The organism is Mycobacterium sp. FW102-FHT13B02 (assembly GCF_058790275.1).
In genome coordinates this window covers 1-15,480 of sequence record NZ_JBYTCM010000012.1, presented here as the reverse complement: position 1 = coordinate 15,480, position 15,480 = coordinate 1, and the positions used below count along the sequence as shown (strand labels likewise).

Sequence of the window (15,480 nt, the reverse complement as noted above, 5' to 3'; positions counted from 1 at the left end):
TTTCTGGCAACAGTGAATCGAGCTAGGTGGCGGCTTCCAGCCAGCGTTCGGGGATTTCGGTGCGCAAGGTGTCCTTCGTCGTTCCCGTGTAGTCGTGCCACAGCTCCGACTGGTTGAACTCGACGACATAGAACCACTCGGGGGGAGCCTCGAGGAGGTCCCAGGTCTCGTCCTCGGCCGCCGGGCTCTCGTAGGCGACGACGGCGATGGTGCCGGTTGCGCCGCGGGCGTACTCGGGGGTGCGGGTGTAGAAGATGACCGGCAGCTCCCGCACCACCACCTTGTCGCCGACCTGGAACTTCGGCTCACCAGCCTTGCCGGCGTAGATCTGCGGATCGCCGATGCCGACGGCATCAATGTGGTGCTTGTTGCGCTTGACGTTCGCGCCGTCGCCCTCGGATTTGGGCCGGGCCTCGAGGGCCTTGCCGTCGAGCCCGTCGGCGTACCGGCCCTTGACCTCGGCCATGCGCTCCATGAGCTCACCGAGGGTGATGTGGTGCTTCTCGAGGAGGATGCGGGCGACCGACAGCAGCCAGCGCCCGTAGTAGGGCAGGCCCAGATACTCGGCACGCCCCACGTCGACGTTGCCGATGCGACGACGCTCCTCCGACACCCAGATCCCACGCCAGGCCAGCACTTCGCAGATCACATAGGTCATGTGTTCCCACAGCTCGTACTGCTTGTTGACGTACTCCATGGGTGCGTCGGGCTCGCCGCCCACGTCGTGGACCGGTTTGAGATAGGCCGCGATGCGGGCGGAGTCCAGCATGTCGGGGTAGGGGGCGTCCGGGAGTTCCGGATAGGACGATTTCAGTCGGGACACCAAGCCCAGTTGGGCTGCGCGCTCGGCCGCTGTGCTCATGACAGCTCCTCGTGTTGTGCAGACGCATCGAACTCACGCGAGGGCCGATTGGGCGTCAACACGTGCGCAGGACCAAACGCACCCCCGCGTCCTCGCTCACATGACTACGTGACCGACCTTAAACCTGCCGTCGTCGTTCGGGGCCGCTTTGGCGTGAGTGTGCTGGCGCCCGCGCCTAGCATCTTCACATCAAGATCTGAGCTGATTCATGGCTGGACCGGTCACTGTGGGCTCATGTCCACTACATCCCGTGCCCGGCGCTACGCCGTTGCCACCGTCACCGGTTTCGCCGCGCTCTCCCTGGCGGCGTGCGGCTCATCGAGTACCCCATCGGCCACCTCCTCGGCCGCCGCCAGTTCGTCGCCGGCATCCGCCAGCCCCGCTCCCGGAGGTCCCGGCGGTAAGGACCGCGTCTCCGGCCTGGTGAATTCGGTATCGGGTGGCACGGTCTCGGTGACCGGGAAAGACGGCCAGCAAGGCACGGTGACCATCACGTCCACGACCCGTGTCACCCAACTCGGCCCCGGTCAGCTGACCGATGTCACGGCCGGCGAGTGCGTCGCCGTCCGCCCGGTCAAGGGCAGCGACAACAACGGTTCCGCCGTCAGCGCCGCGGACGTGCTCGTCCACCAAGCGGGCAACACCCAGTGCGGTACGAAGGGTGCCGGTCAGAAGGGTGAGCAGCGCGAGCACGGCATCAACGGCACGGTCGCGTCGGTGAATGGCAACACCATCGTGGTCACTGCCGCCGACAACAGCCAGACCACCGTTACGGTGACGCCCGATACCCACTACACCAAGGGCAGTAGCGCGGATGCCAAGGCCATCGCCACCGGCATGTGTCTGGGTGCGCGCGGTACCAAGGACGGCAGCGGCACGCTGCAGGCCACGTTTGCTCTGGTGCGTCCGGCGGTGAACGGTGCGTGTGGTGGTGGCGCGGGCGGCGAGCGCCAGCACCACTGAGATCACTCAGGCGGTGCGAAGAACTCCAGGGCGATGCCGTCGGGGTCGCGGAAGCTCAGGCCCGAGCCGTAGGGGGCGTCGACCACGCCGCCGTGCGTGATGCCCAGCGCTTCGAGCTTGGCGGTCCACTCGACGAGGTCGGCCCGTGAGCCGCAGCCGAAGCCGACGTGATCGAGGCCGGCCCGGAATTCGCTGAACGGGCCGGGCTCGATGGCGCGGTCGTGCTCGTGGATGCCGAACAGCGTGCCGCCGGGCAGCGCCCACACCAGATGTCGGTAGCCCGCGTCGGTGTGCTCGTCGAGCACCGGGTCGGCGCCGATCAGGGCGCGATACCAGGGACCGCTGACCGCCATGTCGCTGACGGTGACTGCGACATGGTTCAGGGCCGCGAACGCCATGAAATGCCTCCTGATTGTGAATGTTGTTTCATACCACCGATTTTCCGCGCCGTGCGCGGGCCCGCATATCCCACAGGTACAGCTGGTAGCCGAACAGCCAGACGTCGCGCGGGATCACCCTGTCGGCCAGCCGCAGTGCGGTCATGAGCCGGTCGAACCAGCGCTGCTGACCGGGAGTCCACCGCAGCTGCATGTGGGTGCGGAACTCGGCGGGCAGGAAGCCCGTCGTCGCGAAGAGGTTGACGGGACCGGCCAGCTGCCGTAGCGGCGTGGGCAGGAACGCCAGTGACGCCACACCGTGCAGGTGTTCGCGGACGGGTTCGTCGATCTGCAGCTCGTCGAGCATGCATTTCCAGTATTCGTCGAACGCGACGCGATCAGCCGGCCACATGTCTTCGCGGACTTGCAGCGTGGTGCCCAGAGTGCGGGCGTCCTGATAGATGGCGTCGGCAGCGTCGGGGCGCAGTGGTCCGTAGAGGAACTCGTGCTGGTCGACGTAGTAGCGGTAGAGGCACGAGGCCACCCACAGCTGCAGCCTCGGGTCGAACGCGTTGTACCGGACCGGGCTGGATGCCGTCGACCGCACCTGGGCGTGCACCCGGTCGACCTCGCGCCGGATCAGCGCCCGGTCGTCGTCGGTGCCGTACACCGCGGCTGCCAGATAGGTGCCTGTCGTGCGGGCCCGTTTGAACGGGTGTTTGTAGACGTCTCCGCTGTCGACAGGGCTCTCCAGCACGCCGTAGCCCACTCCCGGCAGGGCCAGTTGCATGATCACGTTGGCCGCCGGCGCCAGTGCCGCCGCGGGGTTGATGAGGTCGACAACCCGCCTGGGATGCCGAGGTGGACCGAGCCGCATGTTGGGAGAGTAAACACCCTGTGAGACGCTGCCCGGCGTGTTTGACAGAAGCGCCCCGCGGGCGGTCGGCTTGGCGCTCGGCTACCTGGCCGACGTGTGCTGGGCCGATCCGCGCCGCGGCCATCCGGTAGCGCTGTTCGGAACGGCGGCCGCCGCCCTGGAACGGCGTACGTACAGCGACAACCGGTTGGCCGGAGTCGGTCATACCGCTGCACTGCTGGTGGGGCTGGGGGTCTTGGGCGTCGGTCTGGAGCGCGCCGCACGCCGGCCGGTCGCGAGGACATTGGTCACCGCCGCGGCGACCTACACGGTGCTGGGTGGGACGTCGTTGGCACGTACCGGCGCTGACATGGCAGCGCGGCTGGAGCGCGGCGACGTGGCCGCGGCTCGAGAGCTGCTGCCGTCGTTGTGCGGGCGGGACCCTTCGGCACTCGACGCGGACGGGCTGGCGCGGGCGGCGCTGGAATCGGTGGCGGAGAACACCTCTGACGCGGAGGTCGCCCCGATCGTGTGGGGTGCCGTCGCGGGAGTACCTGGACTGCTGGTTTATCGAGGCGCGAACACCCTGGATGCGATGATCGGGCACCTCAACCCGCGCTATACCCGATTCGGCTGGGCGGCAGCACGATTCGACGACGTCATCAACTATGTGCCGGCGCGCGTGACGGGTCTGTGTGTGATGGTGGCGTCCCGTCGGCCCGGCGCGGCGTGGCGCGCCTGGCGCAGGGACGCACACAAGCACCCCAGCCCCAATGCCGGTGTGGCGGAAGCGTCGTTCGCCGGCGCCCTCGGCGTGCAACTCGGGGGACCGACGCAGTACGCGCACCGTTTGGAGCTGCGACCGACGTTGGGCGACGGTCCACCACCGGCTGTGACTGATTTGAAAAGGGCGGTGCGGCTGACCCGCCGGGTTCAGACGCTGGCGGCGGCCATTGCGGTAGGACTCAAAGTTGGGCGCAGTTTCCGTGCGCGAATCGAATGACTACATCAGGCCCAAGGGATCTACGCGGTCACCCGGCGCGTCGGCACCCGGAGACGTAGCAGCCTTGTCCAGCTCCCTGCGGATGGCGGCCTGGGCGGCCGGGGGCAGGGTGGGCAGGATCGAGCGCACCCGAGCCTGACGACGAGCCACCGCCCGACGCACCGGCATCCCCGGGGTCACCTCGATCTGCGGCGGCACCCCCTCGATCTCCTCGACACCACCATCGGGATGACCCGCATCGACCGCCGCCTGCTCCGCGACCGTGGTCGCGTTGTCCTTCTCCTCCGACATGCCGATGGGGCCGATACGACGACCGCAAAGGAACTGCTTGACCGCCGGCTCCTCACTGGTCAGCAGCACCTCACGGGGCCCGAACATGACCAGGTGCTTGCGGTAGAACATGCCGATGTTGTCCGGCACCGTACGCACCACATTGATGTTGTGCGTCACGATCAGCACCGTGGCGTCGATCTGGGCGTTGATGTCGATCAGCAGCTGGGACAGATACGCGGTACGCACCGGGTCCAGACCCGAGTCCGGCTCGTCGACCTGGATGATCTGCGGGTCCAGCACCAGCGCGCGGGCCAGGCCGGCACGTTTGCGCATGCCACCGGAAATCTCGCCCGGGAACTTGTTCCCGTCGTTGGGCATACCCACGATAGCGAGCTTTTCCATCACGATCTTGCGGATCTCGGACTCGGACTTCTTGGTGTGCTCGCGCAGCGGGAAGGCCGTGTTGTCGTAGATGGTCATCGAGCCGAACAGCGCGCCGTCCTGGAACATCACCCCGAACAACCGGCGGATCTCGTAGAGCTCCCGGTCCGAACACTCGAGGACGTTGGTGCCGTCGATCACGATCGAGCCGCGCTCAGGGCGCAGCAAACCGATCAGCGACTTCAAGAACACCGACTTACCGGTACCCGACGGGCCCAGCAGCACACTGACCTCACCGGCGGGAATGGTCAACGTGACGTCTTCCCACACGGTCGCGGAACCAAACGACATACTCAGCCCGGACACATCGATTTGGAGACCCATGGTGATCGCCTTCCAAAGCGCGTCGTCGCGATGTCGTGCACCAGCGGAACCTCGAGCGCCGTGGCGCGACAGGTCCTACTTGCGGCTGGCTGTTCCAGCCGTCTCCGCCCGATCGGGCAAAGATGGCCGGTGCCGCCGACTTCGCGATCTCACGGACGCCGCGATCGGTACCACTGAGCTCACGAATGCGCCCAGCGATTGTCCAGCCGATAACTTCGGAACTTACGCTCAGGAAATCCCCGTTGCGCTGCTTTCGCAGTTTGTGGCTTCGTCCACGCGCCGCGGCTCGGGGAAGCTAGCGCCGGCGACCGTAGCGGTCGGCGAGTTTTTCCTCGGCAGTGACCGGGGCCGCCGGCTCCTCGGGGTCGGGACCGCCGGATGTTTCCGGGCCGGAACCGGATTGGGCCTTTTCCAGCCGGCGCTGCCGGATCTCGGCGACCACGAAGTAGCCCAGGCCGATGGGTGCGACGATGCCGAACGCGATCCACTGGATGCCGTACGACAGGAATGGGCCGGCATCCAGGTGGGGGAGCGCGATGACGCCGAGACCACCCGGCTGGCCGTCGACGAGCTGCAGGTAGTCGCCGGTCAGCGGGACCCCGGTCAGCTGTGAGATCTGGGTCAGGTTGATGGAGTACACCTGCCGAATGCCGTTCTGAGTGAACGGCTCCTTGCCCGCCATGAGCGGTTCGGAGTCCCGCAGCCGCCCGATGATCGTGACGGTGCCGGGCGGCGGCGCCGCGAACGGTGGCACCCCTTCGCCGGCCTTGATGTACCCGCGGTTGACGAGCACCGTGGGGCCGCCGTCGACCGCGAACGGCGTCAGCACCTCGTAGGACGGGTCACCGTCGTCGGTCCGCAGCCGGACCAGCACCTCGCCCTCCGGGCGGTAGCGGCCCGTCGCCGTCAGCCGTCGCCACTGCGCGTCCGGGGCCGACGAATCCTGGTGCGGCAGCACCGAAGTCAGGGGCGCGGGCTCGGTGTTCAGCGACGAGGCGATCTGGTTGTTCTCCCGCGAGGTGCGGGTGTTCTTGCCCAGCTGCCACGGCGCGAGCACGGTGAAGCACAGATAGGCGAACGCGATGACCACGACGAACAGCGCCAGCCACTGCGGCCGGAAGAGAAACGCGAAGCGGCGCATCAGTCGCCCCGTTCCGCCAGCTGCTTGTCGACCCACTCGTGCAGACCCGGTAGCGACGCCTCGATCACCACGAAGGTCTCTTCGAAGTCATCGATGCGGCCGTAGTACGGGTCTTCGACGTCGAGCGCGTGGGCGCCCGAACGCGGGTCGAACGAGCGCATCATGCGGACCCGGCCCGGGTCGGCGCCCAGGTCGCCCAGGATGCGAGTGTGGTTGCGGCCCATGGCGACGACCATGTCGGCAGCCAGGTGGTCGGCATCGATGGCCGCGGCGGCGTGCGCGGTGGGGTAGCCGTGCGCGCGGAGCACCCGCTCGGCCCGGCTGTCGGCGGGGTCACCCGCATGCCAGCCGCCGGTGCCGGCGCTGGTCACCCGGACCAGGTGGGCCAGCCCGCGCTCGCTGATCTGGTGGGCGAACATCTTCTCGGCCATCGGCGACCGGCAGATGTTGCCCGAACAGATGAACGTCACGTGCAGGAGGTCAGACACCCAGCACCTCCCGTAGCTCCTCGACGGTGGCGACGCGCCGGACCGGCGAGTCCTCGGTGAAGTCGGCGGCGCCGTAACCCCAGTCGACGACGACGGTGTCGATGCCGTGATGCGCGGCACCGTGGACGTCGTGCGACCGGTCACCGACCATCAGCACCCGTTCGGGCACCGGGGCCAGCTGCGCCAGTGCGTGTGCGACGACGTCGGCCTTGGTTGAGCGCACGCCGTCGATGCTGGCGCCGGCGACGACCTCGAAGTGGTCGTCGATGCCGAAGTGCTCGACGATGCGCTGCGCGGTCGGCTCGGCCTTCGACGTCGCGACGGCCAGGCGCACTCCGGCGGCCCGCAGGTCGGCCAGCAGGTCTTCGATGCCGTCGAACATGCGGTTCATGGACCAGCCGCGGGTGGTGTAGTCGGCGCGGTAGGCGGCAATGGCGTCGTCGGCCTTCTCGCCCAGGCCCAGCGAGCCCAGCGTCACGTGCATCGGCGGGCCGACGATCTTTCTGGCCAAGTCGTCATCGGGCAGTGCACACATCTGGGCGGCGCCGATCGCGTCGAGCGCATGGCGGAAGCTGGCGACGATGCCCGCGGCGGAGTCGGTCAGCGTCCCGTCGAGGTCGAATAGCACCAACTGCGGGGTCACAGTGTCATTGTCCCTGATACGGAGTCCGCGATGCACAGGGTGCCCATGCCGCGCATTAGGGTCTACCTGTGGAACCCGGGGCGCGCTATCACGGCGATCAGGCTGTGGCCCCCGGCATGCTCGACTTCGCGGTGAACGTTCGCGGCGCCGGCCCGCCCTCGTGGCTGGCCGACCGGCTCGCGGCCCGGCTGGCTGATCTGGGTAGCTACCCGACCTCTTCCGATGTGGCCGCAGCGCGCGTGGCCGTGGCAGCTCGACATGGCCGTGACCTGGGCGAAGTGGCGCTGCTCGCGGGCGGCGCCGAGGGGTTTGCGCTGCTGCCGCTGCTGCAGCCGCGCCTGGCAGCGCTCATCGCGCCGTCGTTCACCGAGCCTGAAGCCGTGTTCGACGCCGCGGGGGTACAGGTCGCACAGGTGGTGCTGGAGGCGCCGTACCGGCTCGCCGGCGGCGCCGCGGTGCCGTCCGGCGCCGACCTCGTGGTTGTGGGCAATCCCACCAATCCGACCGGCGTCCTGCACCGCCGCGACGAGATTCTGGCGCTGCGGGCGCCCGGGCGCATCGTGGTCGTCGACGAGGCTTTCGCCGACGCGGCCCCCGGTGAACCGGAGTCCGTGGCCGGCCTCTCGTTGCCGGACGTCGTGGTGCTTCGGAGCCTGACCAAGACGTGGTCGCTGGCCGGGCTGCGGGTCGGCTACGCACTGGGTGCGCCCGAAGTTCTGGCGCGCCTGACCGCCAAACGCCCGCACTGGCCACTGGGCACCCTGCAACTCGAGGCCCTGAAGGCCTGCAGCGAGCCGGCCGCGGTGGCGGAGGCCGAGGCTGGGGCTCAGCGGCTGGCCGCGCTGCGCGCCGAGATGGCGGCGGGTTTGTCGGCGGCCGGGTTTCCCGTGGTCGACGGTGTCGCACCCTTCGTCCTGTTCTCCGTGCCCGACGCCGAGCTCGCCCGGAAGCACCTGGCGGAGAAGGGGATCGCGGTGCGCCGTTGCGACACGTTCTTCGGGCTGCCCGACGGCCACCTGCGCGCGGCGGTCCGGCCGCAGTGGCCGGTCCTGGTCGAGGCTCTACAGGAGGTGCTCTGGTGAGTGTGCTGTTGCGTGACGTCATCGCCGCGCTGGACCGCGCGTACCCGCCGGCGCTCGCGCACAGCTGGGATTCGGTGGGCCTGGTGTGCGGTGACCCGTCCGAGGACGTGGCATCGGTGACCGTCGCGGTCGACGCGACGGCGGCCGTGGCGGCCTCGGTGCCCGACGGCGGGCTGCTGCTGGCACACCATCCGCTGCTGCTGCGCGGGGTCGACACCGTGGCTGCCGACACCGGCAAGGGCGCACTGATCCACTCGCTGATCCGCCGCGGCGCAGCGCTGTTCAGCGCGCACACGAATGCCGATGCGGCCGCACCCGGAGTGTCGGACGCCCTGGCCGAGGCGCTGGGCCTGCAGGTCGAGGGGGTGCTCGCCCCTGCCGAGGCGCGCGCTGACCTGGACAAATGGGTTGTCTTCGTGCCCCATGCGAACGCCGACGCAGTCCGGGACGCGATGTTCGCCGCCGGTGGCGGGCAGATCGGCGACTACTCGCACTGCAGCTGGGCCACCATGGGTGTCGGCCAGTTCCTGCCGCACGCGGGCGCCACGCCGACCATCGGCATCGTCGGTGCCATCGAGCAGGTCGCCGAAGACCGGGTCGAGGTGATCGCGCCGTCCCGGCTGCGCCGCGCGGTGCTGACGGCGATGCGCGCGGCGCACCCGTACGAGGAACCGGCGTTCGACGTCCTCACCCTGGCGCCGCTGCCGTCGGATGTCGGGATCGGCCGCATCTGCTCGTTGGCGGCGCCGGAACCGTTGTCGGCCTTCGCTTCTCGCGTCGCGCGTGGCTTGCCGGCCACCTCGTGGGGGGTGCGGGCCGCGGGTGATCCGGATGCGATGGTGTCGCGGGTTGCGGTCTGTGGCGGCGCGGGCGACTCGCTGCTGGAGGCGGTGACCCGCGCCGGCGTCGACGTCTATGTGACGTCCGATCTGCGCCATCATCCGGCCGACGAGCACCGCCGCGCATCGGACGTGGCGCTGGTCGATGTGGCGCACTGGGCCAGTGAATTTCCGTGGTGCGAGCAGGCCGCCGGGGTCTTGCGTGCACAATTCGGTGATGCGTTGCCGGTACGGGTCAGCCAGATCCGCACCGACCCCTGGAACGTCGAGATAACCTGCTGAGAGACGTGAACATGAAAGCTGAAGTGTCGCAACAACGTTTGTTGCTCGAGGTGGCCGAAGTGGACGCCGCGCTGACCCGTTTGACGCACCGGTCGACGCATCTGGTCGAGCAGCAGCGCTTCGACGCCGTGCAGGCCGAACACCGCGAAGCCAACGATCGGCTGGCGGCGCTGAGCATCGCCGTCGAAGATTTGGACGCGCAGGTGGCCAAGTTCGAGTCCGAGATCGACGCGGTACGCCAGCGCGAGACCCGTGACCAGAAGCTGATGGACAGCGGTTCGGTCGGGGCCAAGCAGGTGGCCGAGCTGCAACACGAGCTGGAGACGCTGCAGCGCCGGCAGGCCGCGCTCGAGGAGCAGCAGCTGGAGATCATGGAGCGCCGCGAACAATTGCAGGCCGAGCAGAACGAGGAGCTGGCGCTGATCGACGCGCTGCAGGGTGATCTCACCTCGGCGCAGGTGGAGCGCGACAACGCGCTCGTGTCGATCGACGAGTCACGCAAGGTGGCGGCCGACCGCCGCGTGGCGCTGCTGGGCTCGGTGGCCCCGGAGCTGGCCGAGATGTACGAGAAGCAGCGCAAGCAGGGCGGCGCCGGCGCCGGGTTGCTGCAGGGCAGCCGGTGCGGAGCCTGCCGCATCGACCTGGATCGTGGTGAGCTGTCCCGGATTTCCGCTGCGGCGGACGACGACGTGCTGCGCTGCCCCGAGTGTGGGGTGATTCTGGTGCGGGCCAAGGATTTCCGCGCCGGTTCTAGTGATCTGTGAGTGCACGGTCTGTGAGAGTTCTGGTCGAAGTCGACGGCGGATCGCGGGGCAATCCGGGACCCGCCGGCTATGGCGCCGTGGTGTTTTCGGCTGACCGGTCCGAGGTGCTGGCCGAGAGCAGTGCGTCCATCGGAGTGGCGACCAACAACATCGCCGAGTACCGGGGCCTGATCGCGGGTCTGGAGGCGGCGGCGGAGTTGGGTGCCGATGACGTTGCGGTGTCCATGGATTCGAAGCTGGTGGTCGAGCAGATGTCCGGCCGCTGGCGGGTCAAGCATCCGGACCTGCTCGCGTTGAACCGGGAGGCGGTGGCGTTGGCCCGGCGGTTCGGGCGGGTGAGCTACACGTGGATTCCACGAGCGCAGAACGCACATGCCGACCGGTTGGCCAACGAGGCCATGGACGCGGCGGTGGTGTCGGCTCGGGCTTCGGTGCCGGTGGCGGCGCCTGATCCCAAAGTCATTGCGGCACAGCCGTCTCCACCGGGCTGGACGGGCGCGCTCGGCGCGCCGACCCGGTTGCTGCTGCTGCGGCACGGGCAGACCGAACTGTCGGTGCACCGCCGGTACTCGGGCCGGGGCAATCCACCGCTGACCGAGGTGGGTCGTGAGCAGGCCGCGGCGGCTGCCGCGTATATCGCTGGTATCGAAGGAGTCTCGGCGGTGGTCAGCTCTCCGCTGCAGCGGGCGCTGGACACCGCAAAGGCGGCCGCGGATGTCCTCGGCCTCGACGTCACCGTGGACGATGACCTGATCGAGACCGACTTCGGTGCCTGGGAAGGCCTGACGTTCGGCGAAGCGGCGAAACGGGATCCGGAGTTGCACGGCCGCTGGTTGGGTGACACCAGCGTGGCGCCGCCCGGCGGCGAGAGCTTCGACGCGGTGACTCAGCGGATTCGGCGGGCCCGCAACCGGATCATCACCGAGCACGGCGCCGCGACGGTACTCGTGGTCTCGCATGTCACACCGATCAAGACAATCCTGCGGCAGGCGCTCGATGCCGGCCCGGGCATCCTGTACCGGCTGCACTTGGACCTGGCGTCGTTGAGCATCGCCGAGTTTTTCGGTGACGGTGGTTCCGCAGTGCGGTTGGTGAATCAGACCGCCTATCTGTAGGCGGTCGCCAAAGCCCGGCCGGCGGTTTGCTCATGCACAGGTTTGTTGTGTCAGGACAGAGCCGGGCGGGCAGTTCTCGTTTTTTCGTCGGTTGCGGACATAGTTCGGGAGCTGTCGCCCGCGCAGAATCTGCGGAGCAACATTCCGAACGGTTGTTGAACGCGCATGGATCGCAGCTGGGCAGAGCTGCCGGCGCCACCGACCCGTTGGCCATGCACGCCATGGAACGTGTTGACATCGGTCACGATTCGACCTCGAGGCAGGGGAGTGGATGGTCACGGTCATCGCCGGGCGCGCTGAGGTTGCCGCAGACGCTGATCATTTGCACTCGTCAGGCCGCAATCATCGTGGCTCGGGGGTGTGCCGCCAGCTCGACCGGCAGTTGGATTGCCTGCGGCGCCGCCTCGGGGGTCGAGGAGCAAAACCCGCCCAATCCGGCGCTAAGCGATGAACATCGAGCGGTGACGTCGGCGGCGTGGACCTACAGGTGATTTCATGTCGGCATGACCGATGAGGGCGGCTACGGCCGGTTCGGGGCGTTGTCCCGTGTTGAGCTGGAACGGTTTTTCTACCTCGATGACGAGGACCGGAAGCTGATCGCTGGTCGGCGTCGTGACTACAACCGGTTGGGGTTCGCCCTTCAGATCGTGACAGTCCGCCAACTCGGAATGTTTTTGGCTGATCCGCTCGATGCGCCCCTGGAGCTGGTCGACTATCTCGCCGAGCAGTTGGGTATCGAGGACTCCTCGTGTGTGAAGCAGTACACCGAGCGGAAGAAAACCAAACTCGAACACGCTTGGGAGATCCAGCGCGAGTACGGCTTGAGTTCCTATGCTGAGGTCGAGGCGGAGTTGGCGGCGTGGGTCGCCGATCAGGCGTGGGTCACCGGCGATGGGCCGAAAGCGATATTCGCCAGTGCGGTCGACTGGTTACGTGAACATCAGGCGCTGCTTCCCGGTCCCCGCACTCTGGTACGTGTGGTGACCGACGGGCGACAGGCCGCTGATCAGCGGTTGTGGAGTCAGCTGACCGATCAACTCACTGCTGGTTCTGCTTCGGCGCTACTGGCGTTGCTCGATGTACCCGAGGGCAAACGTCGTGTCAGCGAACTGGAGCGGCTTCGCCGGGGCGTGTTCCGGACCAGCTCGAAGGGTATGCTCGACGCCCTGGAACGGTTGACCGACCTCATCGGGCTGGGCGGGCAATCACTGGATGTGTCGATGGTTCCGCAGCGTCGAGTGATCGCACTGGCCACCTACGGGCTATCGAGTAAGGCCCCTACATTGCGGCGCATCGAGCCCCGCCGCAATCGCCTGGCGGTGCTGGTCGCCACGGTGAAAGTGCTGTCGAACAGGGCAACTGATGACGTGCTCGAGTTGTTCGATCTTTTGATGGTCACGAACCTGATGTCGAAGGCCGAACGTGAGTCACGCGATGAGAAGCTGCGCCGATACCCACGCGTCTCACGTCATGCAGGCAAGCTCTCGGCAGCGGTCAAGATGCTGTTGGAGATGAGTGAGGTCGAGCCGAACCTCAGCGTCAACATGCTGTGGGATCTGATCGAGAACATCGCGACCAAAAGTGAGCTGCGCGCGTCGGTAGCGGTGATCGACGAGTTGGTGCCGGTCGATGACGCGGAACTCGATGGGCAGCGCCTGGAAGAGTTGGCGGGACGCTTGGCCACGGTCCGGGTGTTCCTGCCCCGGCTGATGAACACCGTGACGTTCGGAGCGACCGCGGACGGTGCGGCGGTACTGGCAGCGATGAAGACCCTCGGTGAGCTGATGTCGACGAAGTCGAAACTACCCGCGAGCTGGCTCGATGCCCGCCAGATCGACCATGATCTCATCGGTGGCGGCTGGAAGAGGCTGGTCTATCGCGATCCTCGGCCACCGGAGACGGTCGACCGCGCCGCCTACACCTTGTGCCTACTGGAGCAGTTCCATCGACATCTCAAGTATCGCAACATCTTTGCCCCGCACTCGACGCGATGGCGTGACCCTCGAGCCCAGCTGCTGGTCGGGCAAGCATGGGATCGCTCCCGCGAGGCCGGGATGAACGCGTTGAACCTACCGGGCGATCCGGCACCGCTGCTCGCCGAGCATGCCGCCACGATGGACACTGCCTACCGTGAGGTCGCCGCGAGGTTGGACAGTGACGGTCCGGCGAGCGTCGGCGAGGACGGGCGTCTCCACCTCGCCTCGCTGAAAGCAGAACCGGACCCGCCGTCGCTGGTCGATCTACGTCGCCGGGTCCAGACAATGTTGCCCGAGGTCGACCTGCCCGAGCTGGTCTTGGAAGTCATGTCCTGGGTGCCCCGGTTCACCGAGTCGTTCACCCACGCCTCCGGCAACGGTGCCCGCGTCGCCGATCTCGGATTGTCGGTCGCGGCCGTACTGTGCGCGCACGCGATGAACGTGGGTTTCACACCGGTGACCAGCCCTGGTGTTCACGCGCTGACCCGTGACCGTCTGCACCATGTCGACCAGAACTACGTTCGCGTGGAGACGTTGACTGCGGCCAACGTCGAGCTGGTAGAGGCCCAGTCCGAGATCGAATTGGCGCAGCTGTGGGGTGGTGGGCTACTCGCCTCGGTGGACGGTATGCGGTTCGTGGTTCCGGTCCGCACCATCCACGCGAGACCGAACCCGAAGTACTTCGGCCGTAAGCGCGGGATCACCTGGTTGAACATGCTCAACGACCAGTCCGCCGGGCTGGCGGCCAAGGTCGTGTCCGGGACGCCCCGCGACTCCCTGAACTTCATCGATGTGGTGCAGCTTCAGCAGGGCGGAAAAGCTCCCGACGAGATCGTCACCGACACCGGCTCCTACAGCGACATCGTGTTCGGTCTGATGCACCTGATCGGCAAGAGATACCGGCCGCAGTTAGCGAATCTGCCCGATCAGCGGTTATGGCGGTTCGACCGGTCCGCGGACTACGGGCCACTCAACCAGGCCGCTCGGGGTCACATCGACACCGACAAGATCGCCGCGCACTGGGAGGACATGTGCCGAGTTGCAGTGTCGATCAACGAGTGTGAGGTCTCCGCTCACGACGTCACCCGGATGATCTCCCGGGACGGGAAACCTACCCCCTTGGGTCAAGCGATCGCCCATTATGGGCGGATCTTCAAAACCCTGCACATCCTGCGCCTGGCCGACGACGAACCGTACCGCAGGGAAGGCAAGATTCAGGCCAATCTCGGAGAAGGGCGTCACGACCTGGCGCGCCGGATCTACCACGGAAAGAAGGGGGAGATGACCCGTACCTACTACGAAGGCATGGAAGATCAACTCTCCGCACTGGGGTTGGTGCTCAACTGCACAGTTCTGTGGAATACGTTATACACCAACCGCGCTCTGGAACAGCTACGCGCGCAGGGCTATCCGGTGCTCGACGCCGACGCGCAGCGACTATCGGCGTTTATCCGCACCCACATCGGTATCGACGGCCACTACGCCTTCCACTTACCAGACCTCGGTGGAACACACCGGCCGCTGCGCGATCCCGATGCCCACGAGAGCGATTGACGGTGCGACTCACTGCGCCGATCACCGCCCTGGCCGACGCGCCGCCGGATCGCTCTCGGCCTGAAAGCGCCGTAGCCCATCGTCGGAGATTCTTGCGTACTCGACAAGGCCTCGCACCGACATCTGACCCGACAGCGTCATCAACACCGGCATCGACGCGCCATCCTCGGCCGCATGCGTCAGCCGTGAATGCCGTAGTTGGTGCAGCGTGTACGGGCCGTCGTCGTAGTGGACGGTGTGGCCTTCGAACATCTCGGCCGCGCGCCGATAAGACAGCCGTGCCCGCCCCGTCGACGAGTCGACATCGCGTGCAGCCACGGACGATCGGGCTTTTCGGGCGGTGAGGAACAGTGGACCGCTCGTGCGGTCGGCCAGCATCCGCGGCAACAGGCGCGCGGTAGCGCTCTGCCACGCGACGAGTGAACCACCCTGGGGCTGGTGGAGACTGTGATCTCACCAGGAGAATGCAGATATGGGTGCACCAAGGAAGTTCGATG

The 15,480-nt window shown here is 67.3% G+C and carries 15 protein-coding genes; 7 read left to right on the top strand and 8 right to left on the bottom strand.

Annotation, left to right across the window (positions count from 1 at the left end):
• Positions 1 to 22 precede the first annotated feature (22 nt).
• A complete protein-coding gene (locus AC3WTE_RS19905; RefSeq protein WP_492440227.1) occupies positions 23 to 862 on the bottom strand; it encodes an SH3-like domain-containing protein in 840 nt (279 codons plus the stop codon).
• Positions 863 to 1,096: 234 nt separating this feature from the next.
• Between AC3WTE_RS19905 and AC3WTE_RS19900 the strand changes: the two genes are divergently transcribed.
• On the top strand, positions 1,097 to 1,825 hold the full coding sequence (locus AC3WTE_RS19900) for a DUF5666 domain-containing protein (RefSeq protein ID WP_492440226.1): 729 nt from the start codon (positions 1,097 to 1,099) through the stop codon (positions 1,823 to 1,825).
• 2 nt (positions 1,826 to 1,827) lie between these two features.
• Here the strand turns inward: AC3WTE_RS19900 and AC3WTE_RS19895 are convergent, their stop codons facing one another.
• Together AC3WTE_RS19895 and AC3WTE_RS19890 are read right to left on the bottom strand one after the other, a co-directional pair.
• Complete coding sequence (locus AC3WTE_RS19895) at positions 1,828 to 2,223, bottom strand: VOC family protein (RefSeq protein ID WP_459369258.1); 396 nt, start codon at positions 2,221 to 2,223, stop codon at positions 1,828 to 1,830.
• Positions 2,224 to 2,251: 28 nt separating this feature from the next.
• Positions 2,252 to 3,079, bottom strand: a complete 828-nt coding sequence (locus AC3WTE_RS19890) for an oxygenase MpaB family protein (RefSeq protein WP_492440224.1) — start codon at positions 3,077 to 3,079, stop codon at positions 2,252 to 2,254.
• Positions 3,080 to 3,116: 37 nt separating this feature from the next.
• Between AC3WTE_RS19890 and AC3WTE_RS19885 the strand changes: the two genes are divergently transcribed.
• Positions 3,117 to 4,061: a cobalamin biosynthesis protein gene (locus tag AC3WTE_RS19885; RefSeq protein ID WP_492440222.1), complete on the top strand. Its 945-nt coding sequence runs from the start codon at positions 3,117 to 3,119 to the stop codon at positions 4,059 to 4,061.
• On the opposite strand, the gene AC3WTE_RS19880 is transcribed toward AC3WTE_RS19885, so the two are convergent.
• From AC3WTE_RS19880 to AC3WTE_RS19865, 4 genes are all read right to left on the bottom strand, one after another.
• Positions 4,062 to 5,099 (bottom strand): ABC transporter ATP-binding protein, encoded by a 1,038-nt coding sequence (locus AC3WTE_RS19880; protein WP_492440220.1) that lies wholly within the window; start codon positions 5,097 to 5,099, stop codon positions 4,062 to 4,064.
• Positions 5,100 to 5,394: 295 nt separating this feature from the next.
• Positions 5,395 to 6,240, bottom strand: coding sequence for an SURF1 family cytochrome oxidase biogenesis protein (locus AC3WTE_RS19875; RefSeq protein WP_492440218.1), 846 nt, complete (start codon positions 6,238 to 6,240; stop codon positions 5,395 to 5,397).
• The gene (locus tag AC3WTE_RS19870; protein WP_492440217.1) at positions 6,240 to 6,728 is read right to left on the bottom strand and encodes a low molecular weight protein-tyrosine-phosphatase; all 489 of its coding nucleotides are present in this window, start codon (positions 6,726 to 6,728) and stop codon (positions 6,240 to 6,242) included. The genes AC3WTE_RS19875 and AC3WTE_RS19870 overlap by 1 nt, the downstream gene beginning before the upstream one ends.
• Positions 6,721 to 7,371 carry an HAD-IA family hydrolase gene (locus tag AC3WTE_RS19865; RefSeq protein ID WP_492440216.1) on the bottom strand — a complete coding sequence of 217 codons (651 nt, stop codon included), beginning with the start codon at positions 7,369 to 7,371 and terminating at the stop codon, positions 6,721 to 6,723. Before AC3WTE_RS19865 ends, AC3WTE_RS19870 begins: the two co-directional genes overlap by 8 nt.
• Before the next feature lie 116 nt (positions 7,372 to 7,487).
• Between AC3WTE_RS19865 and cobC the strand changes: the two genes are divergently transcribed.
• The 5 genes from cobC (at position 7,488) to AC3WTE_RS19840 (ending at position 14,983) form a co-directional block, all read left to right on the top strand.
• A complete protein-coding gene (cobC, locus tag AC3WTE_RS19860) occupies positions 7,488 to 8,453 on the top strand; it encodes an Rv2231c family histidinol phosphate aminotransferase CobC (RefSeq protein WP_492440467.1) in 966 nt (321 codons plus the stop codon).
• Positions 8,450 to 9,574 carry a Nif3-like dinuclear metal center hexameric protein gene (locus AC3WTE_RS19855; RefSeq protein ID WP_492440214.1) on the top strand — a complete coding sequence of 375 codons (1,125 nt, stop codon included), beginning with the start codon at positions 8,450 to 8,452 and terminating at the stop codon, positions 9,572 to 9,574. The genes cobC and AC3WTE_RS19855 overlap by 4 nt, the downstream gene beginning before the upstream one ends.
• A gap of 11 nt (positions 9,575 to 9,585) precedes the next feature.
• The gene (locus AC3WTE_RS19850; protein ID WP_492440213.1) at positions 9,586 to 10,338 is read left to right on the top strand and encodes a zinc ribbon domain-containing protein; all 753 of its coding nucleotides are present in this window, start codon (positions 9,586 to 9,588) and stop codon (positions 10,336 to 10,338) included.
• A gap of 11 nt (positions 10,339 to 10,349) precedes the next feature.
• Positions 10,350 to 11,453 (top strand): bifunctional RNase H/acid phosphatase, encoded by a 1,104-nt coding sequence (locus AC3WTE_RS19845; RefSeq protein ID WP_492440211.1) that lies wholly within the window; start codon positions 10,350 to 10,352, stop codon positions 11,451 to 11,453.
• Between the two features lie 503 nt (positions 11,454 to 11,956).
• Complete coding sequence (locus tag AC3WTE_RS19840) at positions 11,957 to 14,983, top strand: Tn3 family transposase (protein ID WP_135422487.1); 3,027 nt, start codon at positions 11,957 to 11,959, stop codon at positions 14,981 to 14,983.
• 21 nt (positions 14,984 to 15,004) lie between these two features.
• Here AC3WTE_RS19840 and AC3WTE_RS19835 read toward each other — a convergent pair whose 3' ends face one another.
• Positions 15,005 to 15,301 carry a hypothetical protein gene (locus AC3WTE_RS19835; protein WP_232490984.1) on the bottom strand — a complete coding sequence of 99 codons (297 nt, stop codon included), beginning with the start codon at positions 15,299 to 15,301 and terminating at the stop codon, positions 15,005 to 15,007.
• Positions 15,302 to 15,480: the final 179 nt, after the last annotated feature.